Below are 15,172 nucleotides of genomic sequence, written 5' to 3'. Positions count from 1 at the left end.
ACGAACGTGGTTCGGCACCGGCCCAGCACCGACCCGGGGTGGTGCCGGCCACGGACGTGGTTCGGCGCCGGCCCAGCACCGACCCGGGAGGAGCGTCAGCCGCAGGCGGGCTCGTCGTTCAGCGTCACCGCGGTGGGGTTGATCATCGGGGTCACCCGGACGGCCTGGTCGCCGAAGCCGGAGGCGTCGCCGGCGCTGAACTGAACGTCGAACGTCTCGGACTGACCGGGTGAGAGCTGCACGGCGACCTTCGAGACGGGACGGCCGAGGTCGTCGAGGCTCTCCGGTTCGTAGCCCGTGCCGTCGGCCCAGGCCGCGCTCGACACCGTGGTTCCGGGAGGGCCGTAGACGTAGATGTTGGTGACGAAGTCGCCCAGGGGGTACGCACCCCGCCCGCCGGCCGCGGCGACGTAGGCGGGCAGCGTCCGCGCGACCGCCTTCGAGATCGTGTTGGTCACGGTGACGGAGGTGGTGAAGACCGCGCCGGAGGCGGCGCACCGGCCCGTGCTCGACTGCGCGACCGCCGTGCTCAGGTAGTAGTCCATCTTCGAGCCGCGCGAGGCGTCCTGGAAGAACACTCCGGTGGTCGTGCCGTCGGTCGTCGTCTGCGGCAGGACCCCTGCGATCGGCGTGGGTGCGAGGAGCGCCTGCTCGTCGGCGTCGGAGCTGTAGGCGAGGATGCGGCTCTCGTCGACCGCCTTCACGATCGCCGGGAGCATCTTCGTCGGCTCCATCTCCCCTCCGAGGATCTTGCCCAGGATCGTCGCGCTCGCCTCCGAGAAGAACTCGTCGGTGCGCTCGGCCACGACCGACTCCGGGTAGCGGAAGTAGACCTCGTTGAGCAGGGTCGAGACGGTGTTCTCGCTCGTGAGGACCGTGCCGTCGGTGAGGGTCACCGGCCCGGTCGAGCCGAGGAGGTAGGAGAGGGCGACGGGGTCGATCGCGAGGACGCCGTCGATCTTCTGCTCGGGGAACTTCTGCGCCCAGAACTGCGAGGCGATCGAGGCCGCCGTCGGGAAGTCGGGGCGGCTGGTCGAGACGTTGAAGGTCGTCGCCAGGTTCTCGCCGATGGTGTCGAGCGCGCTCTGGTCGACGGTGACGGGCGCCGGCCCGCGGAAGTCGCCGCTGCCCAGCTGACGGCCGATCGAGATCGCGCCGCCGTCGACGTCGAGCTGCATCACCGAGGACGCACCGCCCCCCAGAGCCTGCGACTCCGCCAGATTCTGGAACATCACCAGGTAGTGGCGCGGACCGGAGGCTCCGAGGGAGTCGGGGAGGATCGCGGTGAGCGGCTCGACCTGCTCCATCGCGGCGGTGGCGGTGGCCAGCTGCGGAGTGAAGGAGTCGAGGGCCGAGGCGACCTGCGGCACCAGCGGGCCGCGGTCGATGCCCTCGACGCGGGTCTGCGCGGCGTCGACGACCTCCTTGGCGACGGTGATCTTCCGCGACAGCTCGGTGATCGCCGCGAGGTCGACCCTGCCGTCGACGGGCTTGAGGATGTCGAGCGAGGTCGTGGAGAGCGGCGTGACGATCCGGCCGGAGACGTCGTCGGCGATCTCGGTCGCGGCACGGACGGCGGACAGGTTCGGGCCGAGGACGGGCACCACCTCCATCACCCGCCACACCGGGTCGTCGGTCTCGTCGCGCGCCTCGCCGGTGAGGGTCGCGATCTGGGCCGCGGTCTCCCCGGCCCCCGAGGTGTCGAAGGTCGTCAGCCTGTCCGTCACCTGCGACACGAGCGGGATCGCCTCGGTCAGCTTGTCGCGGACGGTCATCGCCTTGTCGTAGGTGCGCACGCCGAGGAGCACTGCGACGACGGCTCCGATCAGCAGGACCAGGAGGACGATCAGCGTGATCCAGAGGCCGCGACGGCGGCGCGGCCTGCCGCGGGCGGGGCGGTCGGCGGACGTGGTGGTGCTCATTGGAGAGAGCCTAAGCGACGGTCGGCGGAGTGCGACCGGGCCCGCGCCACCGCCCCCGACCCAGGACGAGGGACACGCGACGCTGATGCGCGGGCCGTCCGGCTCCTCCGCCGGGGTCGCGCGGGAGCCGGGGAGGCTGCTCCGCTCAGCCCAGCAGGAGGGACACCCCGATGAGCACGGGCACCGCGGCGACCGTGGTCACGAGGGCCGTGTCCCGGGCGACGGCGACGCCCCGGTCGTAGCGCGAGGCGAAGGTGAAGATGTTCTGCGCGGTCGGCAGCGCGGCGGTCACCGTCACCACGAAGAGGTGCTCGGAGTCGAGGTGGAACGCGAAGCGCCCCAGCAGCAGCGCGACCGCCGGCATCACCAGCGACTTGAGCACGGAGGCGACGACCACCTCGACCCGCGCCGGCCCCGCCTCCAGCGGCCGCTGCCCGCGCAGCGACATCCCGAAGGCGATCAGCACCAGCGGGATCGACGCGTTGCCGATGATCGAGAACGGCTGCAGCACGGGCGCGGGCAGCTCCACGCCGGTGAGGGCGACGACGAGGCCCAGGGCGGAGGCGATGATCATCGGGTTCCGCAGCGGCTGCGTGAGGATCGCGCCGACCGAGGTCCGCCCGCTCGTCGAGACGTCGAGCAGCGTCAGGATCGTCGGCGCGAGGACGATCAGCTGCAGCAGGAGCGTCGGGGCCACCCACTGCGGATCGCCCAGCACGTAGATGGCGACCGGCAGTCCGATGTTGTTGGCGTTGACGTAGGAGGAGGCCGCGGTCCCGATCACCGTCTCGGGGAGCGGACGGGGGAAGAGCAGGCGCGACGCGAGCACGTAGAGCAGGGCGACGGTCAGCACCGTCAGGAGCGAGACGAGCAGGAACGAGGAGAAGAGGACGGAGACGTCGGCCCGCGAGAGCACGGTGAACAGCAGCGCCGGCGTCGTGACGAAGAAGGCGATCCGCGACAGGATCAGCCGGCTCTCGGGCGGGACGATCCGGAACCGCGCGATCAGGTAGCCGACCGCGATGACGACCCCGATGATCGAGAAGCCGGTGAGCACGCCCTCCACGCCGCCGCCTCTCCGCCGCGGTCCGTCCGCTGTCGCGCCTCCACCCTAGGCAGTGCCCGGGCGTTGCAGCGCCGGCCCGACGCGCCTACGGTGTGCGGCATGCCGCATCTCGAGGTCCCCGGCGCGACCCTCCACTGGGAGGCGGACGGCCGCGCCTCCGCCCCCGCCCTGCTGCTCGTGCACGCGGGCATCGCCGATCTGCGGATGTGGGACCCGCTCGTCCCCGACCTCTCGCGCGACCGGCTGGTGGTCCGCTTCGACGTCCGCGGCGCCGGCGGCACGAGCACGGAGGACGTGGAGTACGACCCGCGCCGGGACGCCCTGGACGTGCTCGACCACCTCGGCGTCGAGCGCGCGGTGGTCGTCGGCTGCTCACGGGGCGGCACCCTCGCGCTGGACCTGGCGCTGGAGCATCCGGAGCGGGTGACCGGCCTGGTCGCGATCGCCCCGGGCCTGGCGGGCTTCGACTACCCGGCGCTGACGGCGGAGGAGGAGCGCCGCTTCGGCGAGGTCGAGGCGCTGGAGCTCGCGGGCGAGCGGGAGGCCGCGGCGATCGTCGAGGCGGAGCTCTGGGCCGTGGGCCCCGACCGCTCCGCCGACGACGTGGCTCCGGAGTTCCTCGCGCGGGTCCGGGAGCTCGCGCTCACGGGCGTCGGCCACGAATCGGAGGCTCCGCGCCCGGTCGAGCCGTCCGGGCCGGCGGGCGATCGGCTCGGGGAGATCGCCGTGCCGACCCTCGTCGTGGCGGGTGCGCACGACCTCTCGGAGTCGCTGCCGGTCTGCGAGCACCTCGCCGCCGCGGTGAGCGGTGCCGAGCTGCAGGTGCTCGAGGACGCGGCGCACCTGCCCAGCCTCGAGCACCCCGAGGAGTTCCTCGCGGTGCTGCGGCCGTGGCTGGAGCGCCACGGGATCTGATCAGGCCACGGCGGCCAGGTCGAACGCCCAGTCCACGTAGAGCTCCGGCGGCTCGCCCTGCTCGACGAGATCGACCCGGTCGAAGCCGGTCTCGACACAGGTCGCTCCGGCGTCCAGATCGCTCTCCGCCACGAAAGCGTGCACGAAGCGGGGCACGGGGAACGCCGCCGCCTCCTCGAGCAGCATGCGCACGGAGTCCGCCGTGACGCCGCGGGCGTGCGGAGCGATGCTCCACGCCGCCTCGTAGGCGACGACGCCGCGCGAGCAGCCGTACCAATAGCCGATGGAGCCGACGGAGAGTCCGTCCAGCTCGACCACGTAGAAGAACGCGTCGCCGTCCGCCCAACCGCGCAGGTAGCGGTCGTGGCGCAGGAGGATCTCGCTCTCGCTCTCGAGTCCGCCGCCTGCGTGCGCGAGGGTGTCGCGCAGGACGGAGGCGTCCGCCTGCGGCCAGGGGACCAGGCGGAGGTTCTCGGGGTGGTGGTCGATGCTGGCTGTTCTCTGGTCGCTTCCGGGTTCGGGTCCCGTCACGCGCTCCGATCCTCTCTCTCAGGATGGCTCGCCGATCGAGCGCGCCGCCAGGGGTTCGGCGCGCCGGTCCGATCGGATGTCTCCGCACTCGGGATGCGGACACGGTGTCGCCCCATCTTCGACCCGATCAGGGGAGGGAAACGGAAGCCTGAGGAATCTAGCCCCGGACGGGGGGTGGCACCTGCACAACACCTGGGCAGCCGCTGACCGCGGGGCTCTCGACGGGCGGCGGAGACGTGCGCCCGCCCCCGCGAGGTCGCTGCTTCGCTCCGCCGAGACGCAAGAAAAGCGCGCGCACGAGCCCATACGCTCGGAGTCGGAGCGCGTTCCGCTCCTGCAGCCCCGTATCACCAGCGTGAGGAGGATCACCATGTCGCAAGCCGTGCAGAGCACCGTCGTCGGAGAACCCGAGGTCGTCGAGGACCGCGTGGAGGACTCCGCCGCCTGGCTCGACCTGAAGGCGGCCGCCGCCGCGCTGCAGCCGCTCCAGTCCCAGGACGGCTCGCTCGCCGAGCCCGAGCGGCTCGACGAGGCGCGCACCCTCGTCGAGCGGATCGTCGCCGGCGTCCGCACCCTCGCCCCCGCGTTCCCTCACGACGCGGCCTACCTCGACGCGCTGGTCGTCGACCTCGAGCGCTGGAGCGCGGGCGGCCTCGGCCTGCCCGACTTCCTCGACTCGCTCACCGCGTTCCAGCCGCAGGTCGAGCGCGTCGACGGCCGCCGCCACCTCGTCGTCTTCCCCATGTACACCCAGAACGGCAGCCGCGACCGCCACGTCGAGGCCGTCCTCGTCGAGGTCGTCTGGCCGCGGTTCGTCGCCGAGCTGGAGGCGGGCGACTACTCCAACGCCCTCTTCGTGCCCGTGCGCTTCGTCGACTTCACCGCCGGCTACGACACCGACAGCGCCGTGCTGTTCCCCGAGACGGTCGCGATGCGCTCCGTCCCGTCCTTCACCTGGGGCGCGATCTTCGCCGACCGCGAGGCGGCACGGTTCCGCCGCGTCGTCACGGAGGCGGCTCGGATCACCCGGCTCGAGCTCCCGGAGGACGCGCAGCGCCTGCTGGCCGACCAGCGCCTGGCGGAGGAGTCCTTCGTGATGTGGGACCTCATCCACGACCGCACCCACATGCGCGGCGACCTGCCGTTCGACCCGTTCATGATCAAGCAGCGGATGCCCTTCTTCCTCTACTCGCTGGAGGAGCTGCGGTGCGACCTCACCGCCTTCCGCGAGGCCGTCGCCATCGAGCGCCGCCTCGGCTCACTGGACCGCCGCGACGACGAGGAGGAGGCGCTGGCCGAGCGCTCGCGCTTCGTGCAGTACGCGATCCTGTTCGACCGGCTCTTCCGCTTCCCGCTCACCGGGTCGCGGGTGCGCAACTACGACGGCCTCGGCGGCCAGCTGCTCTTCGCCTGGCTGCACCAGCACGGCGTCCTGCACTGGACCGACACCCGGCTGGCGTTCGAGTGGGACGGTGTCGCCGACGTGGTCGTCGCCCTCTCGGACGCCATCGACGAGCTCTACTGGCGCTCGATCGACCGGCCCAAGACGGCGCACTGGCTGGCCGCGCACGAGCTGATCGCGGCCACTCTCACTCCGCACCCCGCCTCCGCCTGGGCCCGCGGGCTGCCGGAGGAGGTGCTGCTCGGCGCCCCGCGCGGCCTCACCGACGCGGTGCTGGACGACGAGTTCCCGCTGTCGATGTTCTACGAGGCCCTCGGGAAGAAGATGGGCGACGTGATCGCCTCGACCCGGGGCATCACCGGCCGGGACTGACGTCGCGCCCGGGAGGCGGCGGGGTGCGCTCCTCCGCCTCCCGGGGCCCCGTCCGACCGGCGTCGGTTAGCGTGGGGCGCATGCCCTCAGGTGACGGAGCCGCGGACCCGCTCGACGCGGGCTGGATCCGGCGAGCGCCGAGCCGGGCCGGATACGTGCACGACGCGGTCACCGCGGGGATCATGCTGGTGGCGACGATCGTCTCCGTCGCGCTGTACTCCTCGGCGGGCTTCCCCGACGCGGCGCACCCCGTCGTCAGCGCCCACTGGGCCGTCCTGATGACCCTGCCGCTCGCGCTGCGCCGCCGGTTCCCCGCGAGCGTGGCGGCCGGGCTCTCCGTCGTCTACGCGCTGGGGATCGTGCTCCAGGTGCCGGAGTCGCTCTTCGGCCAGATCTGCCTGTTCCTCGCGCTGTACACGGTCGGTGCGTGGGGCCGGAACCGGCGCACGGCCCTCGTCGTCCGGGTGGCGATCGCGGTCGGGATGCTGGGCTGGCTGCTCACCACCCTCGCCACGGGCGAGTACTTCGGCAGCTCCGTGCCGGTCGACGACTCCCCCGGCCTGCTCTCGCCCTACGCGGCGGAGTCGGCCCTCGCGGTCGTGTCGAACCTGCTCTACTTCGGCAGCGCCTACGTCTTCGGCGAGGCGTCGTGGCAGTCGGCCCGCCGGCTGGAGGCGCTCGAGACGCGCACGGCCGAGCTCGACGACGAGCGGGAGCGCTCCTCCCGGCAGGCCGTGTCCTCCGAGCGGCTGCGGATCGCCCGCGAGCTGCACGACGTGGTCGCGCACCACGTCAGCGTGATGGGCGTGCAGGCGGGAGCGGCGCGGCGGGTGCTGGCGCGGGATCCGGAGCAGGCGGCGGCCTCGCTCAGCGCCATCGAGGGCGACGCGCGCTCGGCGATCGAGGAGCTGCACCGCATCCTGGTCGCGCTGCGCGCTGAGGACGCAGCCCCGAATCCGCTCACCGACGCCGCCTCGACCCGCGGGGTGGCCCAGCTCGAGGAGCTGGTCGCGGCGTCCAGCGGGTCGGGCCTGCCCACCGTCTTCCTCACCCTCGGCACGCCCCGCGAGATCCCCGCGACGGTGGGCCTCAGCCTCTACCGCATCGCGCAGGAGTCCCTCACGAATGTCCGCAAGCACGCGGGACGCGGCGCGCACGCCGAGGTGCGCCTCCGCTACGCCCCCGACGCGGTCGAGCTCGAGATCGCCGACGACGGCGGGTCCGGCCCGCACCCGAGCGCCCCCGCCTCCTGCGGACTCGGGCACACCGGCATGAGCGAGCGCGCGTCCGCGGTCGGCGGCTGGATCGAGATGGGGCCGAGGGGCGGAGGCTACCTCGTGCACGCCCGGGTCCCGCTGTCCCCCGTCCGGGCGAGCGTGCCGGACGCCGGCGACCCGGTACCGTCGTCGGAGACGTCGCGGGGGCGTCAGGATCGAGCGAGCGGGGGCCGCCCATGACCGAGCACGTGCGCGTGCTGCTCGTCGACGACCAGGAGCTCGTCCGCGTGGGCTTCCGCATCATCCTCGAGTCGGAGCCGGGGATCGAGGTGGTCGGCGAGGCCCGCACCGGGCTCGAGGCCCTGCAGCGCGCCTCCGAGCTCCACCCCGACGTGATCTGCATGGACGTGCAGATGCCCGGGCTCGACGGCCTGGCCGCGACCCGCGAGATCGTGGCCGACCCGCGCCTGTGCTCGCGGGTGCTCATCCTCACCACCTTCGACCGCGACGACTACCTCTTCGAGGCGCTCTCGGCCGGCGCCAGCGGGTTCCTGCTCAAGAACGCGTCGCCGGAGGAGCTGGTGGAGGCCGTGCAGGTGGTCGCCCGCGGCGACGCGATGCTCGCCCCCGACGTCACCCGGCGGGTGATCGAGCGGTTCGCGTCCGTGCCCGAGCGCACGCCCGCCGCCGCGGAGCACTCCGGAGTCGCCGACCTGACGGACCGCGAGCGCGAGGTGCTCGTGCACCTGGCGCGGGGCTGGTCGAACGCCGAGATCGCGGCCGAGCTGTTCGTGGGCGAGGCGACGGTGAAGACGCACGTCTCGAAGATCCTGATGAAGCTCGGCGTGCGCGACCGCATCCAGGCGGTCGTGTTCGCCTACGAGCACGGGATCGCGGTGCCGGGCCGCCCCTGAGCGGTGGGCGGTCGGGCGGTCAGCGGCGGGCGGTCAGCGGCGGGCTGTCAGCGGCGGGCTGTCAGCGGCGGGGCTGGCTCGAGGCCGGGCGCGGCGGGGTGCGGCGGACGAACTCCATCCGGATCTCCGGCACGATCTTCCGGTCGAGCACGACCGTCATGTAGCGGCCGTCGACGCGGGCGCCGATCGCGACCACGTCCGGGTCGGTGTCCACGCGGTAGCCGCGCAGCGCCTCGCCGTCCACGATCACCGGGACGCCGCGCACGACGTCCTCGTCGCGGAGGGCGGCGGCGACCACCGGCATCCCGCCTCGTCGGCTGCGCACGCGGCCCGGGAAGGTGTTGCGGAGCACGTCGCCCATGTGGGCCGCGAGGCGGGACTCCAGGGGCCGGCTGCGCTCGGCGGGGATCGGCACGGAGGTGCGGACCGCCTCCCAGAGGACCGGGTACCGCATCCGCGTCACCTGGTCGACCATCCACGGCGGCAGGTGGTCGTTCTCGGCGCGCTCGATCGCGCGCTTCTGCTCGGGGGTCAGCAGGACGTGGTTGACGGGGTCGGCGCGGTTGCGCGGGTTCTTGTAGAACGAGTACGAGAGCGAGATCTCGACGAAGCGGCCGAGCGCCATCGTCTGCGCTGCGGCGAACTCCTCCAGCCTCGGCTGAGGCGCGAACGCGAGGACGGGATCGCCGAAGCGAGCCGCGATCTCGTCCACCCCGGGAGGGGCGGGCATGTCGCGAACAGCTCCCGTCGTGTCCATGCGCATAGGTAAAGAGTGGCCTGCCTCCCAGCCGATACCAACTTCTTGACGGAGATCGGCTTTCGGGTCGTCGTCCGTTCACCTGCCCGAAACACGCGGGAGGCAGGAGGGGCGTCGCGGAGGGCGCCTCCGGGGCTCCTCCGGGCGGCGGGCTGCGAAGATGGAGGGATGAGCGCTCTGCACGATCCCGACGTCCGCGGCTTCGCCTCCGACAACTACTCCGGAGTGCACGACGAGGTCCTCGCCGCGATCGCCGCGGCCAACGGAGCGCACCAGATCGCGTACGGCGAGGACGTCTACACCGAGCGCCTGCAGGAGGCGTTCCGCCGCGAGTTCGGCGAGCAGGCCCAGGCCTTCCCCGTCTTCAACGGCACGGGCGCCAACGTCACCGGCCTGCAGTCGATGCTGCCGCGCTGGGGCGCCGTCGTCTCGGCGGGCACCGCTCACATCACCTCCGACGAGGGCGGAGCGCCCGAGAAGGTCGGCGGGATCAAGATCCTCACGGTCCCCACGCCCGACGGCAAGCTGACCCCGGCTCTGGTCGACCAGGAGGCGTGGGGCTTCGGCGACGAGCACCGCGCCCAGCCGCTCGTGGTCTCGATCACCCAGTCCTCCGAGCTCGGCACCGTCTACACCCCCGAGGAGGTGCGCGCGCTCGCCGACCACGCGCACGGCCTCGGCATGCGGCTGCACATGGACGGGGCGCGGATCGCCAACGCCGCGGCCGCTCTCGGCCTGCCCCTGCGGTCCTTCACCACCGACGCGGGCGTCGACGTGCTCTCGTTCGGCGGCACGAAGAACGGCATCCTGCTCGGCGAGGCGATCGTGGTGCTCGACCCGGCGGCCTCGACCGGGCTGACCTTCCTCCGCAAGACCAACATGCAGCTCTCCTCCAAGATGCGCTTCATCTCGGCGCAGCTGCTCGCGCTGCTCGGCGACGGCAGCACGGAGGAGCCCCTGTGGCTCCGCTCCGCCCGGCACGCGAACGCCATGGCGGCGCGTCTGCGCTCGGGGCTCGAGGAGGCGATCGCGGCCGGACGGATCACCGGGCTCGAGTTCACGCAGCAGACCCGGGCCAACGCGGTGTTCGCGACGCTGCCGCCCGGAGTCGCGGACCGGCTCCGTGCCGCCTACCGCTTCTACGACTGGAACCCGGCGACCGGCGAGGTCCGCTGGGTCTGCTCCTTCGACACCACGGAGGACGACATCGACGCGTTCACGGCCGCGATCGAGCGCGAGCTGGCCGCGTGAGGGCCCGCCTCCCGCGGCTGGCGACGGTCGGCGCCGCGCTCGCCGTGCTCGTCGCGCTGACGGGCTGCACGACGGCCGAGCGCGCCGACGTGGCGGCCACCCCGTCGGCGTCCGAGAGCGTCGCTCCGACTCCCTCCGCGACTCCGACGCCCTCGCCCACGGCCTCGACCCGCCTGGGCTGCGACTCCCTCCTCCCCGCCGCGCGGGCGGCCTCGGCGCTGGGGGTCTCCCGCAGCGCTCTGGAGGGCAGCCGCGAGGTGACGACGCGCTCCTCGGGAGAGCTGATCCGCGAGGCCGCGGAGGAGAACGGCGGAGTGCTCCGCTGCGCCTGGTACGACGAGGACGCCTCCGTCACCGCGGCCGCGGTCGACGACGCCGCCGAGGCGTTCGCCGGCCGTCCCGGACCGCGCCTCGAGACCGACGTCGAGGCGTACGGCTCCTGCACCGACGGCAGCTGCGACCTGGACCTGCTCGCCGGCGCCACCTGGGTGACTCTGCAGCTGCGCGGCGCCCCCGCGGCCGTCGACCTCGCCGCGCTGGCGACCGGCACCGCCTCCGCCGCGCTCGGCACCCTCGACGAGCCGGTCACCGCGACGGCGCCCGTCTGCACCGAGGTCCTGACGGCCGAGCAGCTGTCCGGTGCCGCCGGTCTCGCGCAGGCGACCGCGGGGACCGGGACCGGGACGCCGACGACCGCGTCGGCCGCTGCCGCCGCCCGGGCCGGGTACGCCTCCTGCAGCTGGAGCGACGCCTCCAGCGCCGCCTACTCGGGCGTGACGGTCGACGCGCTCCCGAACGGCGACGACGGCTGGCGGAACCTCTCGCTGACCTCGGGCCTGGCGATCCCGCTCGAGCCGCTCGACGGCTTCGGCGAGAAGGCCCTCACCGGCTGCGCGGCGGGCGTCTGCGAGATCGACGCGCTGGCCGACGACGTGTGGTGGCGGGTGACCGTCACCGGCGACGCGGCGAAGGCCGAGGCCGTCGCCCGCGCCGTGCTCGCGAACGCCTGACCGGCCGCCCCGCTCCTCCCCGCGAGATGCCGCTTCGGTACGCCTCCACCGGCGTGTCGCGTACCGGAGTGGCATCTCGCGGAGGCGGACGGACGGGTCAGCGCCAGTACTCGTACCAGGACGACTCGCGGCAGCCGAGGGACGCGTAGAGGCGGCGGGCGCCGGCGTTGTCGGCCAGCACCTGGAGCCAGAAGCGCGCGACGCCCCGGCGGGACGCGTCCTCGAGGAGGGCGGCGATCACGGCGGAGGCGAGGCCGCGGCGCCGGGCGTCCGGGCGGGTCGTCAGGGCGAAGAGGCCGCCCCAGAGCTCGCCGTCGGGCGCTGTGACCAGCGCGAGGCGGCCGGTCGCGGCCGGGCCGTCCCCGTCGACGGCGAGAGCGTAGGAGGAGGGGCAGCCCGCGAGGATGCGCTCGGCGACCGCGCGCTCCTCCGCTCCGCCGCGTCCGTCGACCGACCACCAGAGGGCGAGCCAGTCCTCGTCGGGAGCCGGGGCGAGGCGGACGCGAGGCCGCGGCGCGGATCCTGACAGTGCGGACCTGAACGGTGCGGACAGCGCGGCGAGCGCCTCCTGCACCGATCCCGTCAGCACGAGCGTCCGGTCGATCGGCGCGGCGCCCCGCTCGGCGAGCAGCCCGGTCAGACCAGCGGGGCTCGGCGGGCCGATCTGCACGAGGGGCGCGATCCCGTGCTCGCGGGCGAACGCCTCCGCCGCGTCGAGGGCCGCCTCCTGGTCGACGACGTCGCCGGACGCGAGCACGGAGTTCGCGCGCTTGGTGACTCCCGCGGAGGCGCGCAGCTCCCACGCACCGAGGGGGCGCCGCACGAGCGCGGGCCAGGCGTCGGCGGCGAGGCGGTCGAGCAGGCGCGGATCCATCGGGCCACGGTAGCGGGAGCGGGAGCGGTGCCGGAGCCCCGCAGGTGCCCCCGGAGACGGCTCCGGCCCGCAGGATCCGCGGCGGACGAGCCGAGCGGGATCCTGCGGGCCGGAGGCCGTGGAGGGACGGGCCCTACATGTTGATCATGTGCCCCTTGAGGCCGTGGAAGCCCTCCTGCAGCGCCTCCGACAGCGTCGGGTGGGTGTGCACGTTGCGGGCCAGCTCCGTCGCGGTGAGGTCCCACTTCTGGGCGAGCGTGAGCTCGGGGAGCAGCTCCGAGACGTCCGGGCCGATCATGTGGGCGCCGAGGAGCTCGCCGTACTTCTTGCTCGCGATGAGCTTCACGAAGCCGGTGGGCTCGCCGAGGCCGTGGGCCTTGCCGTTCGCCATGAAGGGGAAGGTCGAGACGGTGATCTCGTGGCCCTCGTCCGTCGCCTGCTTCTCGGTGAGGCCGAAGGAGGCGATCTGCGGCTGGCAGAACGTCGCGCGCGGCATCATCCGGTAGTCGCCCAGCGTCTGGGTCTCGGCGCCCGCCAGGGTCTCGGCGGCGACGACGCCCTGCGCCTCCGCGACGTGCGCGAGCTGGAGCTTCGCGGTGACGTCGCCGATGGCGTAGATGTGCGGCACGTTGGTGCGCATGTGGTCGTCGATCGCGATCGCGCCGCGCTCGGTGAGCTCGACGCCCGTCTTCTCGAGGCCGAAGCCCTCGGTGCGGGGGACCCAGCCGATGGACATGAGCACCTTGTCGACCTCGAGGGTCGACTGCGTGCCGTCCTTCGCGGTGTAGGTGACCGTGACGTAGCCGTCCTTGTCGACGACCGACTCGACCTTGGTCGAGGTCAGGATCTCGACGCCGAGCTTCTTGTACTGCTTCTGGATCTCCTTGGAGACGTCCGGGTCCTCGTTGGGGAGGGCGCGGTCCATGAACTCGATGATCGTCACGTCGACGCCGTAGTTCTTGAGGACGTAGGCGAACTCCATGCCGATCGCGCCCGCGCCCACGATGGCCATCGTGTCGGGGAGCTCGCGGGTCATGATCTGGGTCTCGTAGGTGACGACGTTCTCGGAGAGCTCGACGCCGGGGAGCAGGCGGACGCTCGCGCCGGTCGCGATGATCGCGTCGTCGAACGTCAACGACTCCGTGCCGCCCTTGCTCAGCTGCACGTCGAGGCCCTGCGGGCCGGTGAAGGAGCCGACGCCGTCGAACTCGGCGATCTTGTTCTTCTTCATCAGGAAGTGGACGCCCTTGGTGCGGCCGTCCGCGACCGAGCGGCTGCGGTCGAACGCCGCGCCGAAGTCGAACGAGACGTCGCCCGAGATGCCGAACTGCTTCGCCTGGGTGTGGAAGAGGTGGGCGAGCTCCGCGTTGCGCAGCAGCGCCTTGGACGGGATGCAGCCGACGTTGAGGCAGACACCGCCCCAGTACTGCTTCTCGACGACGGCGACGGACTTGCCGAGCTGGGCGGCGCGGATCGCGGCCACGTATCCGCCGGGGCCTGCCCCCAGGACGACGACGTCGAAGTGCTGGGCCATGGATGATCCTCCAGAGTCGTGGATGGTGGTGCGCGGGGTGACCACGCCGTCTCCCACCGTACCGTTCCGGGGCTCGGAGGCGGCCCGCTCCTCCGTGGGCGAACGCGCGCGCGGACGCCGGACGGGCGCGCGCGGGAATGCCTGCGGGGCGGGGACGGTTGGGCTCCTCGGGCGACGGAGCCCCTCCCCCAGTCCCCCGCACGGAAGAAGCCCCGCGATGTCCGCCACCGCCTCCCGCACCGCCAGCACCAGCGCCCCGATCCTCGACGTCCTCGCGGAGCGCTGGAGCCCCCGCTCCTACGACGCGACCGCGACCGTCTCGGACGAGACCCTCGCATCCCTCCTCGAAGCCGCGCGCTGGTCGCCCTCCGCCAGCAACTCGCAGCCGTGGCGCTTCATCGTCGCCCGCCGCGGGACCGACGAGTTCGACAGCATCGTCGCGACCCTCGCCGGCTTCAACGGCGCCTGGGCCGGCTCCGCCGCCGTCCTGGTCGTCGCCCTCGCCGAGACCGTCGACTCCGAGGGGAAGCCGCGCCCCTGGGCCGTCTACGACCTCGGCCAGTCGATCGCCCACCTCAGCGTCCAGGCGCACCACGAGGGCCTGCACGTGCACCAGATGGCCGGCTTCGACAAGGACGCCGTCCGCGCCGCGTTCGGCGTCGACGAGCGCTTCGACCCCGTGACGATCGCCGCGGTGGGAGTCGCGGCCGACGCCGACGCGCTGGCGAACGAGACCCTCCGCGAGCGCGAGACCGCGCCGCGCACCCGCCTGCCCCTCGAGGAGCTCGTGCTCGTCCAGGCGTAGCCCTCCCGCGGAAGGCCTCCCCCGTCCACGGACCGGGGAGGCCTTCCGCATCCCACCCTGTGTTACTCCCCGTGTCGGTCCCCGCTGTGCCGCCGGGAGGCTCTCCGTACGATCGGACGATCCGCCCGCCCGCCCCGCCGTCCGGAGAGACATGCCCGCCACCCCCGCCGCCCGCACGAGCCTGGCCTTCGACGCCGAGCTCGGCCAGTCGGCGTTCCCCGTGCGCTTCGAGGGGGTCGGCCGCACCTTCGCGCCCGGGTCCCCGGTACTGACGGACGTGACGCTCGAGGCCGCCGCGGGCGAGGTCATCGCGATCCTCGGCCCGAGCGGCTGCGGCAAGTCGACGCTGCTGCGCATCGCAGCGGGCCTGGACACCGCCTCCGAGGGGTCCGTCCTCATCGACGGCGCTCCCGTCTCCGGCATCGACCCGCGCTGCGCGGTGGCGTTCCAGGAGCCGCGGCTGCTGCCCTGGCGGAGCATCGCCGACAACGTCGCGCTCGGCCTCCCGCGCGGCACCCCGCGCCCGGCCGCCCGCGCCGCCGTCGACGAGCTGCTCTCGCTGGTCGGCCTCACCGCGCACGCCCGCTCGCGGCCCCGCGAGG

Annotated in this window: 14 protein-coding genes; 8 read left to right on the top strand and 6 right to left on the bottom strand. The window is 73.3% G+C overall.

From position 1 onward, the window contains the following. Positions 1-95 precede the first annotated feature (95 nt). Entirely contained in the window at positions 96-1,922 is a 1,827-nt protein-coding gene (locus C5D44_RS10945; RefSeq protein ID WP_104281664.1) for a DUF4012 domain-containing protein, read from the bottom strand. Between the two features lie 145 nt (positions 1,923-2,067). Further along, entirely contained in the window at positions 2,068-2,988 is a 921-nt protein-coding gene (locus tag C5D44_RS10940) for an AEC family transporter (protein WP_104222809.1), read from the bottom strand. A gap of 99 nt (positions 2,989-3,087) precedes the next feature. Between C5D44_RS10940 and C5D44_RS10935 the strand changes: the two genes are divergently transcribed. Continuing rightward, positions 3,088-3,903: an alpha/beta fold hydrolase gene (locus C5D44_RS10935; protein WP_104281663.1), complete on the top strand. Its 816-nt coding sequence runs from the start codon at positions 3,088-3,090 to the stop codon at positions 3,901-3,903. Here C5D44_RS10935 and C5D44_RS10930 read toward each other — a convergent pair whose 3' ends face one another. Further along, positions 3,904-4,434 (bottom strand): hypothetical protein, encoded by a 531-nt coding sequence (locus tag C5D44_RS10930; protein ID WP_104277330.1) that lies wholly within the window; start codon positions 4,432-4,434, stop codon positions 3,904-3,906. A 370-nt stretch (positions 4,435-4,804) separates the two neighbouring features. Here C5D44_RS10930 and C5D44_RS10925 point away from each other — a divergent pair, with 370 nt between their 5' ends. The 3 genes from C5D44_RS10925 (at position 4,805) to C5D44_RS10915 (ending at position 8,339) form a co-directional block, all read left to right on the top strand. Continuing rightward, positions 4,805-6,208: a DUF6421 family protein gene (locus tag C5D44_RS10925; RefSeq protein WP_104281662.1), complete on the top strand. Its 1,404-nt coding sequence runs from the start codon at positions 4,805-4,807 to the stop codon at positions 6,206-6,208. A gap of 80 nt (positions 6,209-6,288) precedes the next feature. Next, positions 6,289-7,665 carry a sensor histidine kinase gene (locus C5D44_RS10920; protein ID WP_104281661.1) on the top strand — a complete coding sequence of 459 codons (1,377 nt, stop codon included), beginning with the start codon at positions 6,289-6,291 and terminating at the stop codon, positions 7,663-7,665. Beyond that, on the top strand, positions 7,662-8,339 hold the full coding sequence (locus C5D44_RS10915) for a response regulator transcription factor (protein WP_104277327.1): 678 nt from the start codon (positions 7,662-7,664) through the stop codon (positions 8,337-8,339). The genes C5D44_RS10920 and C5D44_RS10915 overlap by 4 nt, the downstream gene beginning before the upstream one ends. A 61-nt stretch (positions 8,340-8,400) precedes the next feature. Here C5D44_RS10915 and C5D44_RS10910 read toward each other — a convergent pair whose 3' ends face one another. Continuing rightward, positions 8,401-9,096 carry a hypothetical protein gene (locus tag C5D44_RS10910; RefSeq protein WP_146082643.1) on the bottom strand — a complete coding sequence of 232 codons (696 nt, stop codon included), beginning with the start codon at positions 9,094-9,096 and terminating at the stop codon, positions 8,401-8,403. A 168-nt stretch (positions 9,097-9,264) separates the two neighbouring features. Here C5D44_RS10910 and C5D44_RS10905 point away from each other — a divergent pair, with 168 nt between their 5' ends. Beyond that, positions 9,265-10,347: a low specificity L-threonine aldolase gene (locus C5D44_RS10905; RefSeq protein ID WP_104277325.1), complete on the top strand. Its 1,083-nt coding sequence runs from the start codon at positions 9,265-9,267 to the stop codon at positions 10,345-10,347. Beyond that, positions 10,344-11,357, top strand: coding sequence for a hypothetical protein (locus tag C5D44_RS10900; protein ID WP_104281660.1), 1,014 nt, complete (start codon positions 10,344-10,346; stop codon positions 11,355-11,357). The genes C5D44_RS10905 and C5D44_RS10900 overlap by 4 nt, the downstream gene beginning before the upstream one ends. A 97-nt stretch (positions 11,358-11,454) precedes the next feature. Here C5D44_RS10900 and C5D44_RS10895 read toward each other — a convergent pair whose 3' ends face one another. After that, positions 11,455-12,231, bottom strand: a complete 777-nt coding sequence (locus C5D44_RS10895) for a GNAT family N-acetyltransferase (protein ID WP_104281659.1) — start codon at positions 12,229-12,231, stop codon at positions 11,455-11,457. Between the two features lie 133 nt (positions 12,232-12,364). Then, positions 12,365-13,765, bottom strand: coding sequence for a dihydrolipoyl dehydrogenase (gene lpdA / locus C5D44_RS10890; RefSeq protein WP_104222818.1), 1,401 nt, complete (start codon positions 13,763-13,765; stop codon positions 12,365-12,367). A 217-nt stretch (positions 13,766-13,982) separates the two neighbouring features. On the opposite strand from lpdA, the gene C5D44_RS10885 reads away from it, so the two are divergent. After that, positions 13,983-14,570, top strand: a complete 588-nt coding sequence (locus C5D44_RS10885; protein WP_104277322.1) for a nitroreductase family protein — start codon at positions 13,983-13,985, stop codon at positions 14,568-14,570. Positions 14,571-14,721: 151 nt separating this feature from the next. Then, positions 14,722-15,172: ATP-binding cassette domain-containing protein (locus tag C5D44_RS10880; protein ID WP_146088033.1), on the top strand; the 451-nt coding region annotated here is incomplete at its 3' end.

It is taken from the genome of Rathayibacter sp. AY1B5 (genome assembly GCF_002932795.1).
GTDB lineage: Bacteria > Actinomycetota > Actinomycetes > Actinomycetales > Microbacteriaceae > Rathayibacter.
Note: the sequence above shows the minus strand (reverse complement) of the source record. Positions and strands in the feature narration are given on the sequence as shown.